This is a genomic window from Streptomyces sp. MP131-18, assembly GCF_001984575.1.
Classification (GTDB): Bacteria; Actinomycetota; Actinomycetes; order Streptomycetales; family Streptomycetaceae; genus Streptomyces; species Streptomyces johnsoniae.
The window spans coordinates 4,462,104-4,485,021 of sequence record NZ_LZNS01000001.1; the positions used below are offsets into that span (position 1 = coordinate 4,462,104).

Below are 22,918 nucleotides of genomic sequence, written 5' to 3' on the forward strand. Positions count from 1 at the left end.
TCCCGAAGGCCCGTCCAGACCCCGGCGGCCCTGGCGACTCCCCCGACGCCAGGGCCGCCGGTCTACGCTGGCGGCATGACTCTTACCCGCCACGCCATCGGCTCCCTCCAGGTCGCGCCGCTCTGCCTGGGCGGCAACGTTTTCGGCTGGACCGCAGACGAAACCGACTCGTTCGCCGTACTCGACGCCTACACCGCCGCCGGCGGCAATTTCGTCGACACCGCCGACTCGTACTCGGCCTGGGTCGAGGGACACCGCGGTGGCGAGTCGGAAACCGTCATCGGCCGCTGGCTGGCGAGCCGCCGTAACCGCGACTCCGTGATCATCGCCACGAAGGTGGGCCGCCACCCCGACGCGATGGGTCTGTCCGCCCCGACGATTCTGCGCGCCGCGGACGAGTCGCTGCGCCGCCTCGGCACCGACCACATCGACCTCTACTACACGCACTTCGACGACGAAACCGTGCCGGTGGACGAGATCCTCACCGCACTCGACGAGCTGGTGCGGGCGGGCAAGGTCCGCGAGATCGGCGTCTCCAACATCACCCCGGCCCGCCTGCGCGCCTCCCTGGAGTTCTCCGTCCGCGAGAACACCGCCCGCTACGTCGCCATTCAGCCGCACTACAACCTGGTCTCGCGCGACACCTACGAAGGCGAACGGGCCGCCCTCGCCGCCGAGTACGGCCTGGCAGCACTGCCCTACTACGCGCTGGCCGCGGGCTTCCTGACCGGCAAGTACCGCCCCGGCGCAGCCCCGACGGGACCGCGCGCCGCGGGGGCCGCGCGGCACCTGGAGACGGAACGCGGCCGCCGCGTCCTGGCGGCACTCGACGAGATCGCGGCCAACCGTTCCGCCGCCCACGCCACCGTGGCACTCGCCTGGCTCGCCGCACGCCCCACGGTCGCCGCCCCCATCGCCAGCGCCCGCTCCGCGGACCAGCTCCCACCCCTCCTCGCCACCGCCGACCTGACCCTGACGAACGCCGAACTGGCCCTGCTCACCACGGCATCCGCCTGAAGACCGCGACACCACCCCGGACGAACACTCCCGGCACCGCACCCCCAGCGCCGCGAAATGACCCGGGCGGCCCGGCCGCCCTCGGCCGGGCATGCGGACCTCACGGCCGGCCCGGCCGAGCGGCCCGCCGCGATGCCGGGACGCGCCTGCTCCGGACTGACTCGGCCCTGAGCTAAGCGGCAGAAACGAGCTGGGCGGCGCGTTCGTTGAAGTCGGCCACGAGCCGGTGCCGGCCGAACGGGCGCATGCGCCGCTGGAGATCCTGCACCGCCTCAACGGAGCGCGAGGACTTCACCTGACCGGCGAGCGACACGGCACGCAGTCCGGCACCGTGTGCGGCCTCCAGGTCGCGTCGTTGCAGGTGCGAGACGGCAAGGGCCGCCTGCGACATGGACCCGCGCCGGGCGCGCTTCTGCTGCCGCGCGTGGCCGATGGACCGCCGTGCGTGCTCCTGGGCGGCGTCGGCGTCGCCGAGGTCCCTGAAGGTGTTGGCGTGCTCGCCGTGCAGGTAGGCCACGTCGATGAACGCCGCCCAGTCCGGCTCCTCGTCCAGCCGCACGCGTTCGTGCGCCCGTTCCGACTCGGTCACGGCGTGCGCCGCCCCCGCCCGGTCGCCCAGCAGCGCGAGCGCCCGCGCCTCCAGGCACCACAGGTCTGCCAGACAGGCCGGGGACGTGGCCCGGGCGAGGCCCTGCCGCCCTGCTTGCGCGAGCCGCCGACCCTCGGTCGGATCGCCTTGCAGTGTGGTCTGATCCGCCATCCCGGCCAGAACGTGCGCGCCGAGCGCCGCGTTCCTCGACTCCTCGGCCAGCCGCAGCGACTGGATCAAGTAGCGCTGTGCCGTGCCGTGTTCGCCGTTGTCGTAGGCCATCCAGCCGAGCAGGTAGGTCTGTTCGGCTGCGGCTTCGCACAGAGCGCGCCGCACGTCTTCGGTATGTGTCCGGCGCAGCAGCGGATAGACGTGCTGCGTCATGTACTCGGCCAGCACCAGGCGGCCGGACCCGCCGCCCTGGAAGATGTCCATGCGCTGGAACGTGGTGAACATGTTCCGCACGGCGGAGACGTCCTCCAGGCGCACGCGCGGTCCGGCGGCCGGGGTCTGATCAAGAGTGTTCACCAGCCAGTCCCGCGATGGACCCACGGCGGCCACGGCCGTGAACGGCGCCGCTGTAAGGAATTTGCGTCGGTCCACGTCCGCTCTCCCCAGGTCGGCGACAGCTTCCACGGTAGCCGCGTAGGAAGCGTTGTACACCAGTGCGGCCCGAGCGCCGCCCCGATCACCCAGGCCGAGGTCATAGGTAGTGACCCGGAAGCCGAAGTGCTCGGAGAACACGTCCGCCAGGATGTCGGGCACCGGGTCCCGCGGGCTTTCCCCAACGAGCCAGCAGCGCACACGCGTCGTGTCCGGGGCGATGTGCGGCTCTCCCCGGGCGACGGCGTTCGACTGCACCCGCCTGGCCAACTCCCCGCGGCTGAGACCGGAACGCTCCAACCAGTGCGCAAGCCTGTCGTTCGGCGTCTTCATGATCAGACCCTCCTGCCACGCAGGGTGTTCCGAACGACACCCTTCGCCACCCTTTCGACAGTACCCCCGGGGGGCGGGTGCCGCGTTGACTGTACGTACGCGAAGAGCCGTTCGGAGGACCGGAGGTGAACCACAATGACGAGCCCCGCAGAGCAGGACGGCCCCAGCCCCGACGCCGTGATCCCCTCATCGGCGCCGCCAGCCGACAGCCCCACGCTCGACGAACTGCACGTCCAGGTCGAGCGACTCGACCGTGCTATCCGCGAACACCTGGGCCAGGAGGTCGAGAAACAATGACGTCATGCCGTGTGCAGCCCGTGACGTGCCCGGCAGCCGTGCCGTTACCGGTCGGTGTCTCCACGGAGGCGAAACGGTCGGCGGTGCCGCGATGAACCAGCCGGTCGGCGTGCGGATTGCGGTTGAAGTCGATGCGGGGACGGTCCGGCGTGGGGATCAACTGATGGTCGGAGGCCAGTGCTTCACCGTCGAGGACATGGTGACGATGGCCCACGGCAGCAAGCGGCTGCTCTTCACCTCCGGCGAAAGCTTCACCATGCGGCGCGCCACGGTGCTGTGGGCCGCCCGCCGCGTCTCCCCGCGCCTGAGGGCATCTCCCCCGATGGGGCGGCAAGTGTGAGGATGCCGCTGAGGTCTCCTGAGTACACAGGTCAACCGTTTGTTGACAATATGGGCCCATGGAGACGCCCACCACGGACCTGCGAGACGTGCTCCTGTACATCAGGGAGACGTACGACCGGAATGCCAAGCCCAAGACCGGCGTGCCAGCACAGGACTTCCTGCGCGGCATTCGTAACATGTCGCTGCCGCTCCCCGCAGGGCTGCACGCCAAAGGGAATGGAGGCAAGGGCGGCCCCGCAGCCTGCCCGTGGGTCGGTGTGTTCGATCCGGACATCAGCGCCGAGGCAAGAGAAGGACTCTACCTCGCGTACATCTTCGCCACCGATATGTCTTCCGTGTCCCTCACGCTGCAACAGGGCGTCGAGGACCTGAAGGGGCGGGGTGGGTACAAGACGCAGGCCGGGCGTGATCTGTTGCGTGGCAAGGCCCGACGCTTGCAGTCCGCCATGCTCCAGGACGCGTTGGCAGGTTGGAAGCAGCCGCTCGACCTCAAAGCCGGCTCCGCGGACAAGCGCCCCCTCGCCTACGAGGCGGGCAGTATCGCGGCCCGGCGGTACGACCTGCCCGCCCCACCCTCCGAAATGGCCCTACGGGAGGACTTGTGGGACGCCGCCCGCATTCTTCAACTCGCCGCTCGCGTCGAGCAGAAGGTCCGATACTCGGATGGACCGGAACAACTTCTCGTCGAGTACCAGCCCGATGATTCGCACTCGCACGCATCGCAGGACACCTTGGACTACTTCCGCCCGAAGAACGACGCCGACTATGTGGCTCATATAACGGCGAGAACTCTACGAAAGACGCGCCGTCATGAAACGCTCGTCGCCGAGTTCGGAGAATACGTCAAGCTGCGAGGCTTCATCCGTAACACGAAAGTCCACCCCAAGGACCTGGTCCTGCGCCGGGGTGACGACGAATGGCTGGTCGAGGCCAAGGTCGTCCGGGTGGGTAACGTAATGGATGCCGGGCGCGAGGCGGTTGGGCAGCTCTTCGAGTATCGGCACTTCTTCAGTGATCGGAAAAACCCGCCTCATCTCCTCGCGCTGTTCACCGAGGACATTCAGGCCTACGCCGACTACCTGGAAACCCTCGGCATCGGGTCAGTGTGGAAGACGGCCGAGGGCTGGGTGGGTTCGCGGTCGGCCGTCGATTGGGGGCTCGTCCACGGGTGAGGGCACCCGGGTCAGCAGGGTCAGGTGGGTGCTTGTGGCCACGGCCAGGGTGTGGCCGCTGGGGGAGAAGCCTGTGGTGCGGAGGGGGGCGTGGGTGGCGTGGTGGATCAGCCACCAGTCGCCGCCGGCCGGGCCGTGGCACAGGCCGCCGTCGATGGAGAGCAGGACGCGGTGGTGGGGCCAGTCCGGGCTTACGACGTCGACGGACCAGCCGTCCTCGGTCGTCGAGTGCAGGCCCCCGCCGTGCAGGCCCGCGATCCGCACCTGCGTGCCGGTGAGCGGGCCGATGCCGGGGCAGGTCAGGAACGGGCCGGTGGGGTCGCAGATGTCGGCGTCCGGGTCGCGGTCCCGGGCCAGGAGCGCGCCGGTGACCGTGTCGAACACCCCGTGGCCGCCCTGTGAGATCACCATGACCAGGTCGTGGCTCTCCTGCGGGTGTGAGGCGAACCCGATGCCGAGCAGGCCGCCGATCGGCAGGCCCGTGCGGGGTCGGAAAACCGCCTGCCAGGGCGGCGGGGCCGGGGTGACGGGGGCGGCGAGAAAGCGCTCCCGGAGCTGCAACTCGTACTCGGTGAACATCGCGCTCCAACCCACGCGTAGTGTGAGGGGAACACTACGGTCGGTTCGGACGAAGCGCTAGACAGGCAACGTTCACCTGACCGGTGCCTGCGAGTCATGTCCCGAGCCCGCCGGCGGGGCACTCTCTGACGCATGAAGGTCAGGCTGCGCCCTGGAAGCGTCGCACGCGCCGAGGATCTCACCACCGCGTGCGTACGGGAGTGCGCGGGCTATCTCGCCGCGCTTGACGACGTGGCGGCGCCGGAGCACACCAAGCTGGTGGCCGCCATCGGCACACTCGTCGCCGAACACACCGCGTACGAACCCTCGCGCGAACGTTCCCTCGACGCCCTGCTGAACGTCGGGCGGCTCGCGCTCGACGCCGGCGAGGTGCGCCTGGCCCGCCGCATCGCGGATTCCGGGGTGGCGCTGCGCGCCTCGTCGGAGGGTGCCTGGCGGCTGCGGGCGCAGGCGCTGGAGGCGGACGGCCGGGCGGCGGAGGCGGTGCACGCGCACGGCAGGTACGCCGCGCTGGCGGGGGAGCGGCTGGACGACCTGCCGTTCGACGGCGGCGAGCCGATCGGAGTGGCGGCGTTCCGCACGCAGCTGGCCGGGCGCGGCGTGTGCGTGGTGGCCAACGGCGAGGACATCGCGGCGAGCGGGCTAGGCGGGCGGATCGACGGCTATGACGTCGTGATCCGCGTGGACTCGTTCCAGACGCATCAGGACGGCACCGGCGAACGCGTCGACGTGCACGCCGTCTCGCACCGCAGCGGCGGCCCCGGCTGGCGGCGGCGGGCGCGGACGCGCCTCGTCTTCGGCGAGCAGCCCGCGCAGTGGCGCGCGGCGATCCGGCAGCGCCTGGTGCCGGGCGCGCAGGCGTATGTGGGCGACCGGTCGCTGAGCCGTCCGGTCCGCGACCCGGCGCTGATCGGCGAGGTCCGCTGGGCGGCCGATCCGAGCACCGCGTTCGTCGTGGCGCGGCTGCTCGACTTCCTCGACGTCAGCCCGCAGATCGACCTCGTGGGCTTTACGCAGCCGGGGCAACTGCGCGCGGAGGAACGCCAGTGGGTCCTCGGGCACGCGCGGCGCCGCGACGGCATGCGGATCTCCCTGCGCTGACGGATCGCTGACGGATCGCTGACGGATCGAGAGCCCCCGACCGCCGCTCAGCGCGTCACCGGGCGCTCCCGCCCGCGGTGGCGGCCGTTCTGACGGGCTCCGCGGCCAGCGGCCGGTGGCGGCCGAGGCGCAGCAGGAGTGCGCGTTCCATGGCGGCGAAGTCGGAGCCCACGGTGCCTCGTTCGGCCTGGTCGCGCAGCACGGCCAGCGCGGTGGCCGCGCCCTGGTAGGCGACGACGGCCCGCAGCCCGGCGGGGCCGTGCCGCTGGCGTGCCAGCCGCCGCGACAGCGAGCGGGACCGCAGCGAGCCGAGTGCGGAGGGCTCGGCCTCGGCGAACCAGCCGGCCGCCGCGTACTTGGGGAGTGTCCTGCGCACGGCCCGCAGCTGTTCGTCCCTGGCCCAGGCGGCCAGCCAGCACATCAGGCAGAAGACCGGCAGCATCAGCAGCACGTAGACGAGGACGAAGCCGACCAGGCTCATCGAGGCGGACGCGTTCCACGCCGAGTGCAGCACCATGGCCGCGGCGAGTCCGGCGGCCGGCAGCGCCCGCCGCCAGGCGGGGCGGTGCCGCGCCCACGTTACCGCGAGGCCGAAGCCGACGCCGGTCAGCACGGTGAACATGGGGTGTGCGAACGGCGCCACGACGATGCGTACGAAGAACGTCACGGTGGTGGCCGAGTCGACGCCGCCGACGCCTTCGAGCTGGTCGCGGGCGACGGCGTTGGCCAGGTATACGACATTTTCGGTGAACGCGAAGCCCACGCCCGCGAGGCCGCCCGCGACGATGCCGGACAGCACGCCGTGAAACGCGCGGGGGCGGTGGAGGAACAGCAGCAGCACCGCCGCCGCCTTCGCCGTCTCCTCGACGACGGGCGCGATGACGGTCAGTTCGAGGCGGTCGGCCTGCGAAGTGCGCAGGGATGCCGTCTCGTCGGTCAGCAACTCGACCAGCAGCCCGTTCGCGAGGAGCGCGAACAGCGTGGCCGCGCACGCCCCCCAGCCGAAGGCGAACGCCAGCGTGCGCCAGGGGCGCGGCGCCAGCGCGTCGACCCAGTGGAACGCGCCGATCAGGAACGGCACGGGCAGCAGGGCGAGTCCGAAGCCGCCCCAGAAGCCCGCGGCGCCGGCCTCCCGCCACACCATGACCATGACGGCCAGGCCGCACAACACCAGCGGCACGCCGAAGAGGGCGGTGGGGGAGCGTGAGGGGCGCACGCCGATGACTCTACGGCCTGGCGTTCGCCCGCGGACAGGCCAGCCGCGGGAACGCACCGCCACGCACCGCCGGCAACGGGCCGCCACGCGCTGCCCGGCAACGCACCGCCACGCTGCCCGGCAACGGGCCGCCGGGGAACGGCCGGTGACCGCGCGCCCCGGGCGCGCGCCCCGCGCGTTCTCAGCCGCGCCCGTCCGGCCGTTCGTCCCCCTGCCCGCCGCGGCGGCGGTACAGCAGATCGCGGACCGGGTGGCCCTTGGTGAGGCCCTGGCGTTCGAAGCGCGTCAGCGGCCGTTCCGTCGGCCTGGGCGCGAAGCCGTCCGGGCCGCCGGGCGCGGCATTGCCGAACGACGGGCTCGCGTCGAGCACCTGACGCATCCACTCCGCGTACGGCTCCCAGTCCGTCGCGCAGTGCAGGACGGCGCCCGGCGCCATGCGCGAGGCGGCCAGCTCCACGAACTCCGGCTGCACCAGCCGCCGTTTGTGGTGCCGCGTCTTCGGCCACGGGTCGGGGAAGAACACCCGCACGCCCGCGAGCGAGGCCGGCGGCAGCATCTCGCGCAGCAGGATGACGGCGTCGCCGTTCGCGACCCGCACGTTCGTCAGCGAGGCGCGTTCGGCGAGGCGCAGCAGGTTGCCCTGCCCCGGGGTGTGCACGTCGGCGGCGAGGATGCCGGTGCCCGGGTCGGCCGCGGCCATCTCGGCCGTGGCCTCGCCCATGCCGAAGCCGATCTCCAGCACCACGGGCAGCCCGCCGAGCAGCGCCGCCGGGTCCAGCAGCCCGTCCCCGTCGATCTCCAGGCCCCAGCGCGGCCACAGCCGCAGCAGCGCGTCGCGCTGCGCGGCCGTGACGCGGCTGCGCCGCGGCTGGAAGCTGCGGATGGTCCGCTCGTGGCGGTCGCCGGCGGGGTCGGCGGCCGGACCTGCGCCCGGCGGGAACATCCGGGGGCGTTCGGACGTGGGAAGGGTAAGGCGGCTGTCGAAGTCGGTCACAATGCGTCCGAGTTTACGGCGATTCGGAGCGGAACCGGACCGTGGCCGTGCGACGTCGGACTCGTTGACCACATGATGGTTGGCCAACGGCGGCCAGGGACGACCACACGTTTGTGACTCGGGGGACTTCGGGGGATACGCCATGGCGGAAGGCGAGGGCAGGACCGGGCTGATCGCCCTGCCCGTGGCCGTGCTGCTGCTCGCGCTGCTCACGGTGTGGGTGGTGGTTTTCAGCCGCGAGGACGGCGGCGGCCAGGCCATCGACGACGCGGACGATCTGGTGGCCGCCACCAGCACCGCGCCCAGCAACCGGCCGGGGGAGCTGGCGGAGGTGTGGCGGGCGCCCGCCGTCGCCGCGGCCATCGACGGGGTGGGGGCGCGCGCGACGCGCCTGTGGGTGCACGAGGACACGGTCACGCTGGTCTCGACCGCCGGCGTGACCGGGTACGGAACGGTCGACGGCGAGCGGCTGTGGGTGGCCGAGGCCCCGCCCGGCGCGGGCCGGCCGTGCGCCGCGGCGGACACGATCAACTCCGCGGGCACCGGCGCGGTCCTGTGGACCGCGGGCACGGGCGAGGAGGGCTGCTCGGTCCTCGGCGTACTCGACACGGCGACCGGCGACCTGCTGTGGTCGGAACGGTTCGGCGGGCCGGTCACGGCCGAGGAGACGACGGTCACGGTCGGCGAGCAGACGGTCACCGTCAATCTCGACGCGGCAGGAACGGTCGGCGCGTTCCACCGCTTCGCGGCCGACACCGGCGAGGAACTGCCGCTGCCGGCGCCGCCGGAGGACTCCGCCTGGGACTGCGTCAGCGGCCGCGAGACGGTGGGCGTCCACCACGCAGGTTCGCGTATCGCCGTCCTGACCCGTTGCGACGACGCGCCGGAGCTGAGCGTCTACCACGCGGACACCGGCCAGCTGGAGTGGACGCACCCGGCCGCCGACGCCGGATTCGCCGTCACCGGCATCCTGGCGGGCGACCCGGTGCTGCTCCTCCAGGAGCACGAGGTGGTGGCCTATTCGGAGACCGGGGACGAGCTGTGGCGCCTGCCCGCGGTCGAGCTGAACCCGAGCGTGTCCGCCGTCGCCGGCGAGGCGCTGGTCACGCAGTACAGCAGCACCTCGTTCACCGGCTACGGGCTCGTCGGCGGGGAGCGGCTGTGGCAGACCGAGCTGCCGGAGAACACCGAGCTTTACGGCGTGGACGCCACGGGCGAGCCGGTCCTCGGCCACTCCGACAGCGGGGCGGGGCTGCTGCGCCTGCTGCGCCTCGACCCGGCCACCGGCGCGGACACCCCCGTCGGCACCCTCCCCCTCGACCCGCGCCGCGCGGCGGACACCCGGCACGTCGCCTGGGACGCGAACCAGCTCTACGTGCTGGCCCCGGTCGAACGTGACGGCACCACGGGCCTGCGGCTGCGCGCCTTCGAACGCTGAGCACCCCCGCCTGCGGCCGCCCGGTCGTCAGTCAGTCCAGCGGGGCCGACGCCAGCAGGCGCGCGGCGACCTCCTGGCCGATCGGCAGGCAGGCCGTGGCGGCCGGGGACGGGGCGTTCAGCACATGGACCGTGTGCGGACCCTCGGCGAACTCGAAATCGTCCGCCAGCGTGCCGTCCGGCAGCACCGCCTGGGCGCGGACGCCCGCCCGGTCGGGTAGCAGGTCGTCCTCCGTGATCTCGGGCAGCAGCCGGCGCACGGCGGCGGCGAAGGCGCGCCGGGAGAGCGAACGGTGCATCTCGCCCGCGCCGTAGCGCCAGTGCCGCCGCGCCATGCGCCACACGCCGGGGTACGCGACCGTGTCCGCGAGCTCGCGCGCCCGCACCGTGCGCCAGTCGTAGCCCTCGCGCGCCAGCGCGGGCACCGCGTTCGGCCCGATGTGGACCTCACCGTCGGGTCCCGCCGTCAGATGCACGCCGAGGAAGGGGAACGCGGGATCGGGCACCGGGTACACCAACCCCCGCACCAGCCAGGCCCGTTCGGGCCGCAGCCGGTAGAACTCCCCGCGGAACGGCACGATCCGCAGGCCCGGCTCGTCCCCCGCGAGGCGCGCGATCCGGTCGCTGTGCAGACCGGCGCAGTTGACCAGGGCGCGCGCCCGCAGCACCTCGCCGCGCGCCGTCCGTACGGCGACCCCGCGGCCCCGGCGCCGGTCGACGGCGACCACCTCGGCGTTCGTCCGCAGCGTGACCAGCCGGGCCAGCTCCCTGGCCACGGCGGCGAAGTCGCACTGCCCGGTGGACTCCACGCGCAGCGCCGCGATCCCGCGCACCGCCGGCTCGTGCTGGAGGATCTGCGCCGTGCCCAGCTCCCGCACGGGCACCCCGTTGCGGCGGGCGCGCTGCGCCAGCTCGTGCAGCCGGGGCAGCTCCGAGGGCTCGGTGGCGACGATCAGCTTGCCCGGCACCGCATGCGGAATGCCGTGCTCCGCACAGAACTTGAGCAGCTCGGCCGCCCCGCGCACCGCGAAGCGCGCCTTGCGCGACCCGGGCCGGTAGTACACACCGCTGTGGATGACGCCGCTGTTGCGCCCGGTCTGGTGGCGGCCGGGCGCGGGCTCCTTCTCCAGCACCGTCACCCGCAGACCGGGCCGGGCGGCGCGCAGCGCATGGGCGGTGGACAGGCCGACGATGCCGCCGCCGATCACGAGCACATCGCAGTCGTACCCTGCCAGTGTCATGTGTCACATCATGCCGGAGCAGTCAGGAGCGGGCGGGCCTGCTCCTGAAGCTCTTTGACCAGCGGCTCGTCTCCGTAGGGCGCGAGACGGAGCAGCAGGTTGCGCACGTAGTCCGTCGTGCGCGCCGAGGAGATGCGCCCCGCGACCTCCACGGCGCGCGCCCCCGCGGCGCAGGCGGCGTCCAGATTGCCCTCCTCGAGCTCGGCGACGGCGGCCACGATGAGGCGCAGCCCGTGGGAACGGACGAACTCCTCGGTCGGCTCCGACAGCGCCTTCTCGGTGAAGCGCCGCACCTGGCCCGGCACGCCGAGGTCGATGTAGCACTCGGCGGCGTCGGCGGCGAGCCGGTTGTACGAGTAGAAGTCGAGCCAGCCGGGATCGCCGTCGCCGTCCCGGGAACGTTCGAGCCAGCCCTCCGCCGCGTTCAGCGCGGACTCGCAGCCGGCCGTGTCGCCCGCCTTGGCCAGGGCGCGGGCCTCGACCAGTTTGAAGAAACTCATGGTGCGGGCCGTGGCCAGCGAGCGGTTGCGCTCCAGGGCGGCCTGGGCTAAGTCCACGCCCTCCTCGGCGAAGCCGCGGTAGATGGCCTGGAGCGACATGGACGCCAGCACGTACCCGCCGAGCGGCACGTCCGCAGCGGCCCTCGCCAGCCGCAGGGCCTGGATGTAGTAGCGCTGCGCGGCCTCCTGCTGGCCGGTGTCGAACGCCATCCAGCCGGCCAGCCGGGTCAGCTCCCCGGTGGCCCGGAACAGGGAACGGCCGACCTCGTCGCTGTAGCTGCCCAGCAGCAGCGGGGCGGCATCCGTCCGCAGGCACTCGGGCACCATCGAGGAACGCCAGTCCCCGCCGCCGTACTTGGAGTCCCAGCGGCGCGCCTCCTCCGCGGCCTCCCGCAGCTTGGAGACGTCGGAGTGCCCGACGCGGCCGAAGCCGCCCTCCTTCGGCGGTGCGGGCGCCTGCCGCGCGACCGAGGCGTCCGCCGGGCTTATCAGCCAGCGCGACACGGGTGTGGCGTAGGCGGTGACCGCGAACGAGCCCGCGAGTGTCTGCCAGATGCCCTTGCCGGGGGCGACATCAAGCCGGTACAGCTCGGTGGCCGAGTCCACCGCCCCCGGTACGTCGCGCGTGAAGGCCAGGCCCACTTCGGGGGCCGGGTCGGTGTCGGCGAGCCCGATCTCGTGCAGCGGCACGGGACGGCCGAGCTTGCTGCTGATGGCGGCGGCGATCAGGTGGGGGGCGGAGCCCTGCGGCACCATGCCTTTGGTCACCCACCTGGCAACCGACGTCTTGTCATATCGCAGTGTCAATCCCCGCTGTGCACCGAGGTCGTTGACCCGGCGGGCGAGTCCGGCATTGCTGATTCCCGCAAGAGCGAGAACCGCACCTAGCTTCTCGTTCGGCCCGCGTGGCTCCTTGGACATGCGCGCACCCCTGACACACCAACGGCAGCCCTGCGACCAGCGCAGGGCTTTCCGTGCCTCCGCCAACCCAGCGTAGTTCGGCGCCTGCTGACGGTTAAGGGGGTGAATCCCGGATGGCGGATTTATGACCGTACATGCGTACGAGCGCTTCCCCGATCCGGGATTGTGCTCCGGGCATGTGGCCGTGCGCCCGGCCGTGCGCTCTGGGCAGTGCCGGGCCCGGCCGCTTCGATGGGAACCGCGTGGGTCGGCCCGCTGTCCTGATGGATACGGCGGGCCGGGGGAAGCCGCCGTCTCATTCCCCGCGGACGGCGGCCTGGTCCGGGAGGCGGCCAGCGTCTCCCGGACCACAGACCTTCTGCCCCGGGGCGGCCGCGCCATGAGCCGTTCCTCGGCCAGACTTTGGCCAAAAATCGCCGGTTTTCTGCACGTCGTCCCTTCAGCCCCAGGAAACTCGGCCGACACACCGGGTAGTTCGCCACGCGGGCGAACTACTCCCCCGTCATGCCCCGTTCCCGCCGGTCCCGTGGCAGCATGGGCCTGTCAGCACACACCCAGGCGGCGGTCCGTGGTTTCTCAGTGGGGAGGCGGCGATGCGGTGGTTGGTCGGGTGGGCCGGGGCCGCTGCCAGCGCTGCCCGAGATATCCAGCCCCTGGGCGCCCATCTCCTGTGGGAGGGCCCCGATCCCCTGTGGGCCGTCGGCGACTGGCGGCCGGACGAGATCCGGCTCGTCTACGCCGACGGTGACACGCACCTCGCCGTGTTCGGCTACTGCGGCGCCGATGACGAAACGCTCCGCCGCTCCCTGGTGTCCGCCCGCGCCGGCGCCCTGCGCCAGCTGACCACCTGGCCCGGCAGCTACACCGCCGTCGCCCGCTTCGGCCGCCGCACCGTCATCCCCGCCGACCTAGCGGGCACCCGGCCGGTGTTCCACACCGCATGGGCCGGCGGCACCGCGTACGCCACCGCGGCCCTGCCGCTGGCCGACCTCACCGAGGCCCAGCTCGACGTCGCCCACCTCGCCGCCCAACTCGCCTGCCCCGAAGCGCCGGAGGCCGTCGGCGACGGCACCCCCTACCGCGGCGTCCGCCGCGTCCCGCCCGGCCACGCCCTGCGGCTGCGCGAGGGCGGCAGCCGCGACGTCCTCGGCTACGAGCCCACCGCGCCGCTCGTCGTCGCCGCGCCGCCCGTCGAGCGCGAGGCCGCCGTGGCCGGTGTCCGCGACGCCCTCGTCGAAGCCGTCCGCACCCGCCTCGCCGCCCCCAGGCACGCCCCCGCGCGCGATGCGGGCCCCGTCCCCGGCATGGGCCCCGCCGACCGCCGTGCCGCCCGCGTCGGGCCCGAGCCCGCCCCCGGCGTCGGCGCCGACCTCTCCGGCGGCAGCGCCTCCGCGACCCTCGCCCTGCTCGCCGCCGGACTGCCCGGCATGCCCGGCACCGTCTACGGCACGGGCGCCACCCTCGCCGGGGAACGGCTGCTCGCCGTCACGTTCAACGACCTGACCGCCGCGGGCACCGCCGCCGGCGGCGCGGGCGCGGCCGAGCTCGACCGGGCCCGGATCATCGCCGAGAACCCGCGCCTGCACCACGTCGTCGTCGCCGCGGGCGAGGAGGCGCTGCCCTACGCCGAGCTGGAGAACGGGCCGCTCACCGACGAGCCGGGCCCCGCCCTGGTCACCGCGGCACGCCACCGCCACCGGCTCGCCGCGGGCAGCGCCGACCACCTCACCGGCCACGGCGCCCGCCAGGTCCTCGACGCCCACCCCGCCCGCCTCGCCGACCTGCTCCTGGACCGCAGGCGCCGCCACCTCCTGCGGCCCGTCACGGCGCTGGCCAAGGCCAGCGGCGGCGGCAGCCGCGCGATGCGGGTGCCGTTCACCGTCTACCGTGCCGCCCGCCGCCTCGCCCGCACCTCCTACCCCGAGGGCCTGGCCGGCGCCGCCGTCCTGCTGCGCAGCCAGCTCGACGAGACCGCCCCGACCGACGGCGCGCTCGGCGCCTCCCTGGCCGCGCTGTCCTGGTGCCGGCCAGGACCCGCGGCCCGCTGGCTCACCGGGGAGGCCCTGGCCGAGGTGTCGATCCGACTCGAAGCCGTCGCCGCCCGCCCCCGCGGCGGCGCCACCACCGGCCGCCCCGGCGAGCAGCTGGCCCGCGCCGTCCTCGCCAGACACGCCGCGGACCACCGCGTCTTCGAACAGGCCGCGGAGGTCCGCCACCAGCGGCTGCACGCCCCGTTCTACGACAATCAGGTCGTGCGCGCCTGCCAGGCGCTCCCGGAGAGCCTCCGCGTGCAGCCCGGCGCGCGCGCCGAGGTGCTGCGGACCGTCCTCGACGGCGCCGGCGTCCGCGGCCTGCCGCCCGGCTGGGGCGCCACCACCCACGGCTCGCACACCGACTCGGTGCGGTCCGGGCTGCGCGCCTACGTCAGCGATATCGTCGGCCTGTTCGACGCGCCGCTGCTCGCCGACGCCGGGCTCATCGAGGCCCGCGTCGTCCGCAAGGCCGTCCGCGCCGCCGCCCAGGGCGAGCTGCTGCCGCTGGACGGCCTGGCCGAGCTGGTCTCCACCGAGATCTGGCTCCGCCGCCTCCTCACCCGCCGCGGCTCCTGCTGGACCGCCGAGGGCAACCGCGACCCCCGGGCCGTGACCAGCGGCGTCAGCCTCTGACCGGCGGCGTCAGCCTCTGAGCAGCGGCGGGACCGGCAGCGGAGCGGAAGCCACCGCGCGGGTCGGGCTGCGGGAGCGGGCCTGGTCGGGTACTGCTGGAGGGACGACCCGGCCGGGCGGGTGCCGACGTAAGTCAACAGACGTTGACGCTGATGAGGTGGAACGGCCATGGAGACGGCGGACGTGATCGTGGTGGGCGCGGGCCCGACCGGGCTGTTCGTGGCCGCGGACCTGGCGGAGGCCGGCATCGACGTCGTGGTGCTGGACCGGCGCGGACCGGAGCAGTCCAACCTGACCAGGGCGTTCGTCGTCGGACCGCGCACGCTGGAGCAGTTCGACGCGCGCGGGATCGCCGACGAGCTGGTGGCGACCGGCAGCCGGCTCACGTCGATGCGCCTGTATCGCCGGCTCTGGATCGACTTCGCACCGATTCCGACCCGATTTCCCTACCAGCTGATCACGCCGCAGTACGAGACCGAGGCCGTCCTCCGCGCTCGGGCGGTCGGCACCGGGGTCCGGTTCGCGTGGCGGACGGAGGTCACCGGGCTGTCCCAGAACGATGCGCGAGTCCGGGTCACGACGGCGTCCGGTCAGCAGTGGCAGGCGAGCTACCTGGTCGGCGCCGACGGCAGCCGCTCGACGGTCCGGGAGGCGGTGGGCGAGCCGTTCCCGGGCAGGGTCGCGGTGCGGTCGATGATGCTCGCCGACGTGCGCTTCACCGACCCCCCGGACGCGGTCCTGCGCTCCGACGCGAACCGCAGCGGCTTCGCCTTCCACGTCCCCTTCGGCGACGGCTGGCACCGCGTCATCGCATGGAACCGCGCCGACGACCGCCCGCCCGGCGCACCGCTCGACCCCGACGACGTGAGCACCATGCTCCGCCGGGTCTTCGGCACCGACTACGGCCTGCACGAAACCCGCTGGCTGTCCCGGTTCCGTGCCGACGAACGGCAAGTCGCCCGCTACCGCATCGGCCGCGTGTTCCTGGCCGGCGACGCCGCACACGTACACACCCCCGCGGGCGCGCAAGGAATGAACACCGGCCTCCAGGACGCCGCCAACCTCGGCTGGCGGCTCGCCGCCGGCCTCCGCGGCCATGCCGGGCCCGAAGTGCTCGACGGCTACCAGCGCGAACGGCACCCCGTCGCGGCCCGCGTCATTCGCGGCAGCGGCGCCCTGATGCGGGCCGCGCTGACGGCATCGCCCCGGCTGCGGGCACTGCGTCTGGCCAGGCTCGGCGGGCTGTCCGGCCGGTGGCCGGCCCCGAAACCGGTCGCCGCTGCCGTTGCCGGAACCGGCATCCGCTACCCCGCCCCTCCGGGCGCGCATCCCGCCGTCGGCCGCCGCGTTCCCGACCTGCCCCTGACCGGCCGGGGACGTCTGTACGCCGCACTGCGCGGCGGTCGGTTCGTCCTCGTCCGCAGCGGACGGCAGGCCGGACGCCACCCCTGGCACGGCCCGGTCACCGAGGTCGTCTCCGCCCTTCCGCTCAAAGCCGACCTCCTGGTCCGACCCGACGGCCACCTCGCCTGGGCAGACCCCGCCTGAGTCCACCGCTGCCCGCCCGGCCCAGGACTCCGCCCGGCGCAGGCCATCGATGCGGTGGCGGGACATTCCGCGCGTACGGCCCCGACCGCTTCCGCTGTGCGGACGGGCGCGGACGCCGTCGCCCGGGGACACGTCGACGGTGACGACGCCCGCCGGCTCCCGGCGGGACGGGGCTGTCCGGTCCACCTCGGCCGGACCCGGACCCGGACCCGGCCGCCACGATCTAACAGAAGATCTCGGACTCCGCCCAGTTCGCCAGGGCCGCCGCCCCCAGCACGCCCTGCGGCTCCACCACCAGCCGCAGCGTGCGCACGCCCGTCAGCGGAACGTTCAACGGCACGGCCGCGTCCCGCCCGGCGACCACCTCGGAGCGCCACAGCTCCTCGTCGTCGCCCTCCACGCGGAACACCGCCGCGCCGATGCCGTGCGTCAGATCGTCCAGGCCGGCCCGCGCCTCGTAGGCGAGACACGAACGGTTCAGATCGATCGTGACCGACGAACGCGCCTGAACGGTGATCCCGTGCGAGAACGCTTCCCCGTTGATGCTCACTTCGTCGCGCTGCCAGATCGGACTGCTGCCCAGCAGCCGTACCGCCGGGTCCTCCCCGTTCCCCGTCACGTCGTAGGCCAGCTCCCGTAACTCGAACGGCTCGGCCGGCGGCTCCGGCTCCGGCTCGGGATCGGGCTCCGCCGGGGACGGCGGCACGGGCGTCGGCGTCGGCTCCGGCGAAGGGGATGGCTCCGGCTCCGCCGGGGGCGGCGACTCGGGCTCGGGCGCCGGCTCCTCCGGCGAAGGACTCGGCTCGGGCCCGGGCAGCTCCCGGGCCTCTGGCTCAGGCCCGGGACCGGGACCGGGCCCCGGGTCGGGCGGCGCGGGCTCCCGCGGCGCCGGATCGGCCGGCCTCTCGTCCGGCGGCGCCACGGCCTGCGGATCGTCGTCCGGCTCACCGCCCATCAACGCGAACGCGAGCGCCGCCGCCACCGCCGTGGCCATCACACCGGAGGCGATTCCCGCCTTCACCGGGGCGCCGAGCCCCTCGGACGCCGCGCCACCGCCCGCGCCGCCGGCCGCCGCAGCGGAACCGGCCGCCCCGACACCCGCCGTGCCCATCAGGAACCCGACGCCCTTCGCCGAGGACTCCGCCGCGAACCAGCCGATCACCGCCACCGGCAGCACCGCACCGATGTGCGTGTTCAGATCCTGCACCTCGGACGCCGCCGTCGCGCACTTCGCGCACTCCGCCAGGTGCTTCCGCAGCCCCCGCTCCGCGCGCATCCGCAACCCGCCCCTGGTGTACGCCCCTAGCCGGTCCGCGTACCGGCCGCACTCCCCGCCGTCCCGCAGCGCCCGGCTCACGTGCTCCTGGAGGAACGCCTGCCGCAGCCCCTCCCGCGCCCGGTGCGCGAGCACCGCCGTCGCGTTCGGCGTGAGCCCGAGCAGCGGCGCCACCTCGCGCGGCGACGCCTCTTCGACCGTCGTGTGCCACAGCACCGTCTGCCAGCGCTCCGGCAGGCTGCGGAACGCGCGCACCGCCATCGAACGCTCCGCCGCGCGCATCGCCCGCACGTCCGCGCCCGGATCGTGCGCGTCCCCACCGGAACGCACCACCGCCGCGGCCGACACCGCGAACGCCGCGAAGTCCTCGACCAGCTGCTCGCGCCTGGCCGTGCGCGCCCAGTCGGCCGCCACCCGGCGCACCGACGTCAACAGGTAGGCCCGCACGGCCGTTTCAGGACCCGCGCCCGCGCGCACGGCCTGCAAGGTGGCCGCGAACACCTCGTTCGTCAGGTCGTCGGCCGTGTCCGCGTCCCGGCAGCACGTCCGCGCGTACCGGCGCACGGCGTCCGCATGGCGCCGGTACAGCTCGTCGTACGCCTCGGAGTGGCCGCGACGCATCCGCTCGACCAGCTCCAGATCCGCGGCCTCCCCGGCCCTGACGCGCTGCCGCGGCACCAAGGACTCGTCGGAGTCGCCGTCCTGCCCCTCAACTCCCATAGACCGAAGCCCTCGTTAGCCCTCGTTGTACATCGGTGTCAGCGACGAGGGTCAGGCTGCCACACGAATGGCCCACGACCACGGCAGTTCGACCAGAACCACTCGTCCGAGGGGCGCCGAGGGCGCGAGGTCACCGCCGCGTCAACGCCCCCCGGCCCGCAGCCCCTGCAACAGCAGCTGCAACAGGCGGGACTCCGCCGCCGTCTGCCGCGCCGCATCGTCGAACCTCGGCGGCGTCGTGGCTATCACCAGCATCAGATCGGCCACCGTCACGTCCGCGCGCAACTCCCCCGCCGCACGCGTCCGCTCCACCAGCTCGCCGACGACGGAGAGCAACTCCCGCGTCCCGGCCCGCCCGTCCTCGGCCGCCGCCGCACCGGAAGACGCCCCGGCAACGGAAGCGGCGGCAGCGGACGGCGCCTCGCCCTGGACCGCCGCCGCACCGCGCTGCTGCGGCACCCGCCCCCACGACCCCGCCGGGTGGCCACCCGCCGGTGCCTGCTCCGCCAGCAGCTCGGGCGGCAGCAGCCGCCCCGCCCCCGAGGCGGCGGACCGCTCCACGAAACCCGCCAGCGCACTCCACGGCTCACCGTCCCAAGCCAGCGCCTCCAGCGCCCGGTCCGTCAGCCGCCGCGTCTCCTCGGCGGCGATGTGCTGCACCAGCGCCTCCTTGTTCGGAAAACGGCGGTAGACCGTGCCCACACCGACCCGCGCCCGGCGCGCGACTTCCTCCATCGGCGCGCCATAGCCCTGCTCGCCGAACACATCCCGCGCCGCACTCAGCACATGCCGCAGATTGCGCTGCGCATCGACCCGCAAAGACCCCTGCGCTTTTGTCCCGGCACTCCCGGCACGCCCTTCGGCATGGCTCCGCTTCACCGAGGAGGGCATATCCGCGCCGTCCCCGGACCCTTTGATCCGCATATTCATTTCCCCCGGTGCTGCGGACGCCCCCCGAAAAGACGCGCCGCTGGTGTCGAGTACGAACATAGTTGAGGGCACTGACAGTGAGAAGGAGCCCGTGCGGCCCGCACCGTGCCCGCCCTGGCGCCCCGTTCGGAGCAGCGCGCCGTCCAACCTGTGGACAAACGGCGTCCCGGAGGTGCCTTATGGACGGGTGACGAAGCAACCCGCGCACATCGTGGTGGCCGGCGGCGGCTACGTCGGTCTGTACACCGCACACCGCCTCCAGCGCAGACTCAGGCGTGAGCTGGGGCGCGGCACCGTCCGGATCACCGTGATCAGCCCCGAGCCGTACATGACCTACCAGCCCTTCCTTCCCGAGGCCGCGGCCGGGTCCATCTCTCCCCGGCACGTTGTCGTCCCCCTCCGCCGCGTGCTCGCCAAGTGCCGTTTCGTGCCCGGCGTGGTCACCGCCGTGGACACCGAAGGGCACTCCGTCTCCGTGCGGACGGTGGCCGGCGAGGAAGCCGGTGGCGAACCGCTCCGGATCGCTTACGACGAGTTGGTGCTCGCTCCCGGTTCCATCTCGCGCACGCTCCCCGTCCCCGGTCTGGCGGAGCACGGTATCGGCTTCAAAACCGTCGAGGAGGCCATCGGCCTGCGCAACCACGTCCTCGAACAGCTCGACATCGCCTCGTCCACCCGCGACTCCGCGGTCCGTTCCGCCGCGCTGACCTTCGTCTTCGTCGGTGGCGGCTACGCAGGCGTCGAGGCCCTGGCGGAGCTGGAGGACATGGGACGTTACGCGTGCCGTTACTACCACAACATCCGCCCGGAGGAGCAGAAGTGGATGCTGGTCGAGGCAACGGACCGCATTCTTCCCGAGGTGGGTGAGGAGATGGGCAGATACGCCCAGCGGGAGCTGCGCGGGCGCAACATCGACATACGCCTCGGCACCCGTCTCGAATCCTGCGAGGACCGCACCGCCGTCCTCAGCGACGGCTCCCGGCACCCGGCCCGCACCCTGGTCTGGACCGCCGGCGTGAAGCCGCACCCGGTCCTCGCCGCCTGCGGCGTCCCCCTCGACGACCGCGGCCGGGTCCGCTGCACGACGACCCTGCGCGTCGAGGGCGTCGAGCACGTCTGGAGCGCGGGCGACGCCGCGGCCGTGCCCGACCTCACCGCGCCGCCCGCCGACCCGCCGGCCCTGTGCGCCCCCAACGCGCAGCACGCCGTACGCCAGGCCCGCCGCCTCGCCGACAACATCGCCGCCGCCGTCCGCGGCCGCCCGGCCGCCGACTACCGGCACCGCAACGCCGGCTCCGTCGCCTCACTCGGACTGCACAAGGGGGTGGCCCGCATCTACGGCAGAAGACTGAAGGGCTTCCCCGCCTGGCTGCTGCACCGCGCGTATCACCTCAGCCGCGTGCCGACGTTCAATCGAAAGGCGCGCGTACTCGCGGAATGGACCCTTGCGGGATTGTTCAAACGTGAGATCGTCTCACTCGGCTCTCTCGAACATCCACGTGCCGAGTTCGAGCTGGCCGCGGGATCACGGCGCCACCCCGAAGACACATGACCGCGGCCCGGCATGTGACCATGGGTGGGCAGCCGCTCGGCGAAGCGTAGACGCGGAAACACTTACGACGTAACCAGAGACATAGAGACCAGAACGATTCGGATCGGAACGCTGTGAATTTGACGCGCTGGGGTATCCGGCTGCCCGGAACACAGCGGCGCCACGCCGCCGCCACCGATCGCGGCCGGGTCGAGGAGCCCGGCGGCGTGCCGGCGGCCCGCTCGGGCGAGCACCAGGAGCCCGCGTCGAGGCGGCCCACCGGCGGCCGGGGCGTGGACGCGCTCGCGGTGCACGAGCTGCTCGGCCACGTCCAGGCGCCCGTCGCCGTCGTGCGCGGCTCCGACCACCGCGTCGCCTATGTCAACGACGCCTACGCGGCACTCTTCGGCCCGCGAACGCCGGGCGAGCCCGCCCGCGAGGCCCTCACCGAGCTGGTCAGCATCGGCCTGCTGCCCCTCATGGACCAGGTCCAGCGCAGCGGCACCCCGCGCACCCTGAAGTCCCGCAGCGTCCCCTCCGCCGTCCCCGGCGGCGGCCGCGACACCTACTTCACCTTCACCTGCACCCCCGTCGAGCTGGCCGGCGCCGGCGGCAAGCCCGCGCAGCGCGGAGTGCTCGTCTTCGCCGCCGACGTCACCGACCAGGTCGTCGCCGCGGAACGGCTGCGCGAGAGCGAGAGCCAGCAGCGCGCCGCCGCGGTCACCCTCCAGCGCAGCCTGCTGCCGCAGCGCCTGGAGCAGCCGGACGACCTGCGCGTCGCCGCCACTTACCAGCCCGGCGGCCTGGACGCCGCGGTCGGCGGCGACTGGTACGACGTGATCACCCTCGGCGCGGGGCGCACGGCGGTGGTGATCGGCGACGTCATGGGCAGGGGCGTGCGCGCCGCGGCGGTCATGGGCCAGCTGCGCACCGCGGTCCGCGCCTACGCGCGCCTCGACCTTCCGCCGCACGAAGTGCTGCAACTGCTCGACGGGCTGGCCATCGACATCGACTCCACCCAGATCGCGACCTGCCTGTACGCCGTCTACGACCCCAACGAGGGCACACTCACCCACGCCTCGGCGGGCCACCTGCCCATCTTCATCAGGAACGCCGAAGGAACGGTCGACCGGGTCTCGGAGCCCACCGGCCCGCCGCTGGGCACCGGCGGCTGGGTGCACGCCTCCGGCACCGTCCCGTTCGGCCCCGGTTCGACGGCCGTGCTGTGCACCGACGGCCTCGTGGAACGGCGCGACGCGGACATCGACGAAGGGCTCGACGCGCTGGAGCGCGCCATGGGCGGCGCGGCCGACAGCCCGCAGATCCTGTGCGACCGGCTGCTGCGCGCCCTCGGCATCACCGAGGAGCACGACGACGACGTTGCCGTGCTGGTCCTGTCCTGCCCCGAGCGCCACGGAGAGGAGGCCGACCTGTTCCGCGGGGCGGCCCTCGACCTCCTCGGCGGCATCGAGGCGGCCCCGCGGGCACGGGCGTTCGCCGACGGCGTGCTGGCGAGCTGGCGGTTCCCCGAGGAGCTGCGGGAGCTCGGGGTGCTGGCCGCGAGCGAGCTGGTGGCCAACTCGCTGAAGCACGGCCGCGCCCCCATGGGCCTGCGCCTGCGCCGCACCGACCGCCGTCTCATCGTCGAAGTGACGGACGGCGACGAGCACCTGCCCCGCCGCCAGCAGGCCCGGCCGGCCGACGAGGCGGGCCGCGGCATCGCCGTGGTCGCCACCATCGCGGCCGAGTGGGGCGCCCGCCGCCTCCCCGAGGGCGGCAAGGCCGTGTGGGCGGAGTTCGCCCTCCCGGGCTCAAGTTGACGGCCTTGGGCGTGGCGCGTAATGTTGCCCGAGCGCTCTTGGAGAGCGCACACTCCACTACTGTTTGGAGCCCGCGAGGGTCTAT

17 protein-coding genes are annotated in these 22,918 nt (G+C 73.5%); 9 read left to right on the plus strand and 8 right to left on the minus strand.

Going from position 1 to position 22,918, the window contains the following annotated elements:
- Nucleotides 1-75 precede the first annotated feature (75 nt).
- Entirely contained in the window at nt 76-1,017 is a 942-nt protein-coding gene (locus STBA_RS20250) for an aldo/keto reductase (RefSeq protein ID WP_077060608.1), read from the plus strand.
- A gap of 172 nt (nt 1,018-1,189) precedes the next feature.
- On the opposite strand, the gene STBA_RS20255 is transcribed toward STBA_RS20250, so the two are convergent.
- Complete coding sequence (locus STBA_RS20255) at nt 1,190-2,542, minus strand: transcriptional regulator (RefSeq protein WP_077060609.1); 1,353 nt, start codon at nt 2,540-2,542, stop codon at nt 1,190-1,192.
- 388 nt (nt 2,543-2,930) lie between these two features.
- On the opposite strand from STBA_RS20255, the gene STBA_RS20260 reads away from it, so the two are divergent.
- Both STBA_RS20260 and STBA_RS20265 read left to right on the plus strand, forming a co-directional pair.
- Nucleotides 2,931-3,179 carry a hypothetical protein gene (locus STBA_RS20260; RefSeq protein WP_077060610.1) on the plus strand — a complete coding sequence of 83 codons (249 nt, stop codon included), beginning with the start codon at nt 2,931-2,933 and terminating at the stop codon, nt 3,177-3,179.
- A 58-nt stretch (nt 3,180-3,237) separates the two neighbouring features.
- Nucleotides 3,238-4,353 (plus strand): DUF3578 domain-containing protein, encoded by a 1,116-nt coding sequence (locus STBA_RS20265; protein WP_077060611.1) that lies wholly within the window; start codon nt 3,238-3,240, stop codon nt 4,351-4,353.
- Here the strand turns inward: STBA_RS20265 and STBA_RS20270 are convergent.
- Entirely contained in the window at nt 4,282-4,932 is a 651-nt protein-coding gene (locus tag STBA_RS20270; protein ID WP_077060612.1) for a hypothetical protein, read from the minus strand. The two genes, STBA_RS20265 and STBA_RS20270, sit on opposite strands and share 72 nt — an antisense overlap.
- 132 nt (nt 4,933-5,064) lie before the next feature.
- Here STBA_RS20270 and STBA_RS20275 point away from each other — a divergent pair, with 132 nt between their 5' ends.
- Nucleotides 5,065-6,033, plus strand: coding sequence for a hypothetical protein (locus tag STBA_RS20275; protein ID WP_077060613.1), 969 nt, complete (start codon nt 5,065-5,067; stop codon nt 6,031-6,033).
- Nucleotides 6,034-6,088: 55 nt separating this feature from the next.
- On the opposite strand, the gene STBA_RS20280 is transcribed toward STBA_RS20275, so the two are convergent.
- The gene (locus STBA_RS20280) at nt 6,089-7,249 is read right to left on the minus strand and encodes a PrsW family intramembrane metalloprotease (protein ID WP_077060614.1); all 1,161 of its coding nucleotides are present in this window, start codon (nt 7,247-7,249) and stop codon (nt 6,089-6,091) included.
- Between the two features lie 181 nt (nt 7,250-7,430).
- Nucleotides 7,431-8,192: a tRNA (guanosine(46)-N7)-methyltransferase TrmB gene (gene trmB, locus STBA_RS20285; RefSeq protein WP_253195251.1), complete on the minus strand. Its 762-nt coding sequence runs from the start codon at nt 8,190-8,192 to the stop codon at nt 7,431-7,433.
- Between the two features lie 193 nt (nt 8,193-8,385).
- On the opposite strand from trmB, the gene STBA_RS20290 reads away from it, so the two are divergent.
- Nucleotides 8,386-9,681: a PQQ-binding-like beta-propeller repeat protein gene (locus STBA_RS20290; RefSeq protein ID WP_077060615.1), complete on the plus strand. Its 1,296-nt coding sequence runs from the start codon at nt 8,386-8,388 to the stop codon at nt 9,679-9,681.
- A gap of 31 nt (nt 9,682-9,712) precedes the next feature.
- Here STBA_RS20290 and lhgO read toward each other — a convergent pair whose 3' ends face one another.
- Nucleotides 9,713-10,915, minus strand: coding sequence for an L-2-hydroxyglutarate oxidase (gene lhgO, locus STBA_RS20295; protein ID WP_107485250.1), 1,203 nt, complete (start codon nt 10,913-10,915; stop codon nt 9,713-9,715).
- A gap of 14 nt (nt 10,916-10,929) precedes the next feature.
- Nucleotides 10,930-12,342, minus strand: coding sequence for an MFS transporter (locus STBA_RS20300; RefSeq protein ID WP_077060617.1), 1,413 nt, complete (start codon nt 12,340-12,342; stop codon nt 10,930-10,932).
- 593 nt (nt 12,343-12,935) lie between these two features.
- On the opposite strand from STBA_RS20300, the gene STBA_RS20305 reads away from it, so the two are divergent.
- A complete protein-coding gene (locus tag STBA_RS20305) occupies nt 12,936-15,008 on the plus strand; it encodes an asparagine synthase-related protein (protein WP_077060618.1) in 2,073 nt (690 codons plus the stop codon).
- Nucleotides 15,009-15,176: 168 nt separating this feature from the next.
- Nucleotides 15,177-16,556: an FAD-dependent oxidoreductase gene (locus STBA_RS20310; protein ID WP_077060619.1), complete on the plus strand. Its 1,380-nt coding sequence runs from the start codon at nt 15,177-15,179 to the stop codon at nt 16,554-16,556.
- A 223-nt stretch (nt 16,557-16,779) separates the two neighbouring features.
- On the opposite strand, the gene STBA_RS20315 is transcribed toward STBA_RS20310, so the two are convergent.
- Nucleotides 16,780-18,552 carry a sigma-70 family RNA polymerase sigma factor gene (locus STBA_RS20315; RefSeq protein ID WP_077060620.1) on the minus strand — a complete coding sequence of 591 codons (1,773 nt, stop codon included), beginning with the start codon at nt 18,550-18,552 and terminating at the stop codon, nt 16,780-16,782.
- 141 nt (nt 18,553-18,693) lie between these two features.
- Entirely contained in the window at nt 18,694-19,443 is a 750-nt protein-coding gene (locus STBA_RS20320; protein WP_077063452.1) for a TetR/AcrR family transcriptional regulator, read from the minus strand.
- A gap of 226 nt (nt 19,444-19,669) precedes the next feature.
- On the opposite strand from STBA_RS20320, the gene STBA_RS20325 reads away from it, so the two are divergent.
- Together STBA_RS20325 and STBA_RS20330 are read left to right on the plus strand one after the other, a co-directional pair.
- Entirely contained in the window at nt 19,670-21,034 is a 1,365-nt protein-coding gene (locus STBA_RS20325; protein ID WP_077060621.1) for an NAD(P)/FAD-dependent oxidoreductase, read from the plus strand.
- Nucleotides 21,035-21,147: 113 nt separating this feature from the next.
- The gene (locus STBA_RS20330; RefSeq protein ID WP_077060622.1) at nt 21,148-22,833 is read left to right on the plus strand and encodes a SpoIIE family protein phosphatase; all 1,686 of its coding nucleotides are present in this window, start codon (nt 21,148-21,150) and stop codon (nt 22,831-22,833) included.
- The last annotated feature ends 85 nt before the right edge of the window (nt 22,834-22,918 follow it).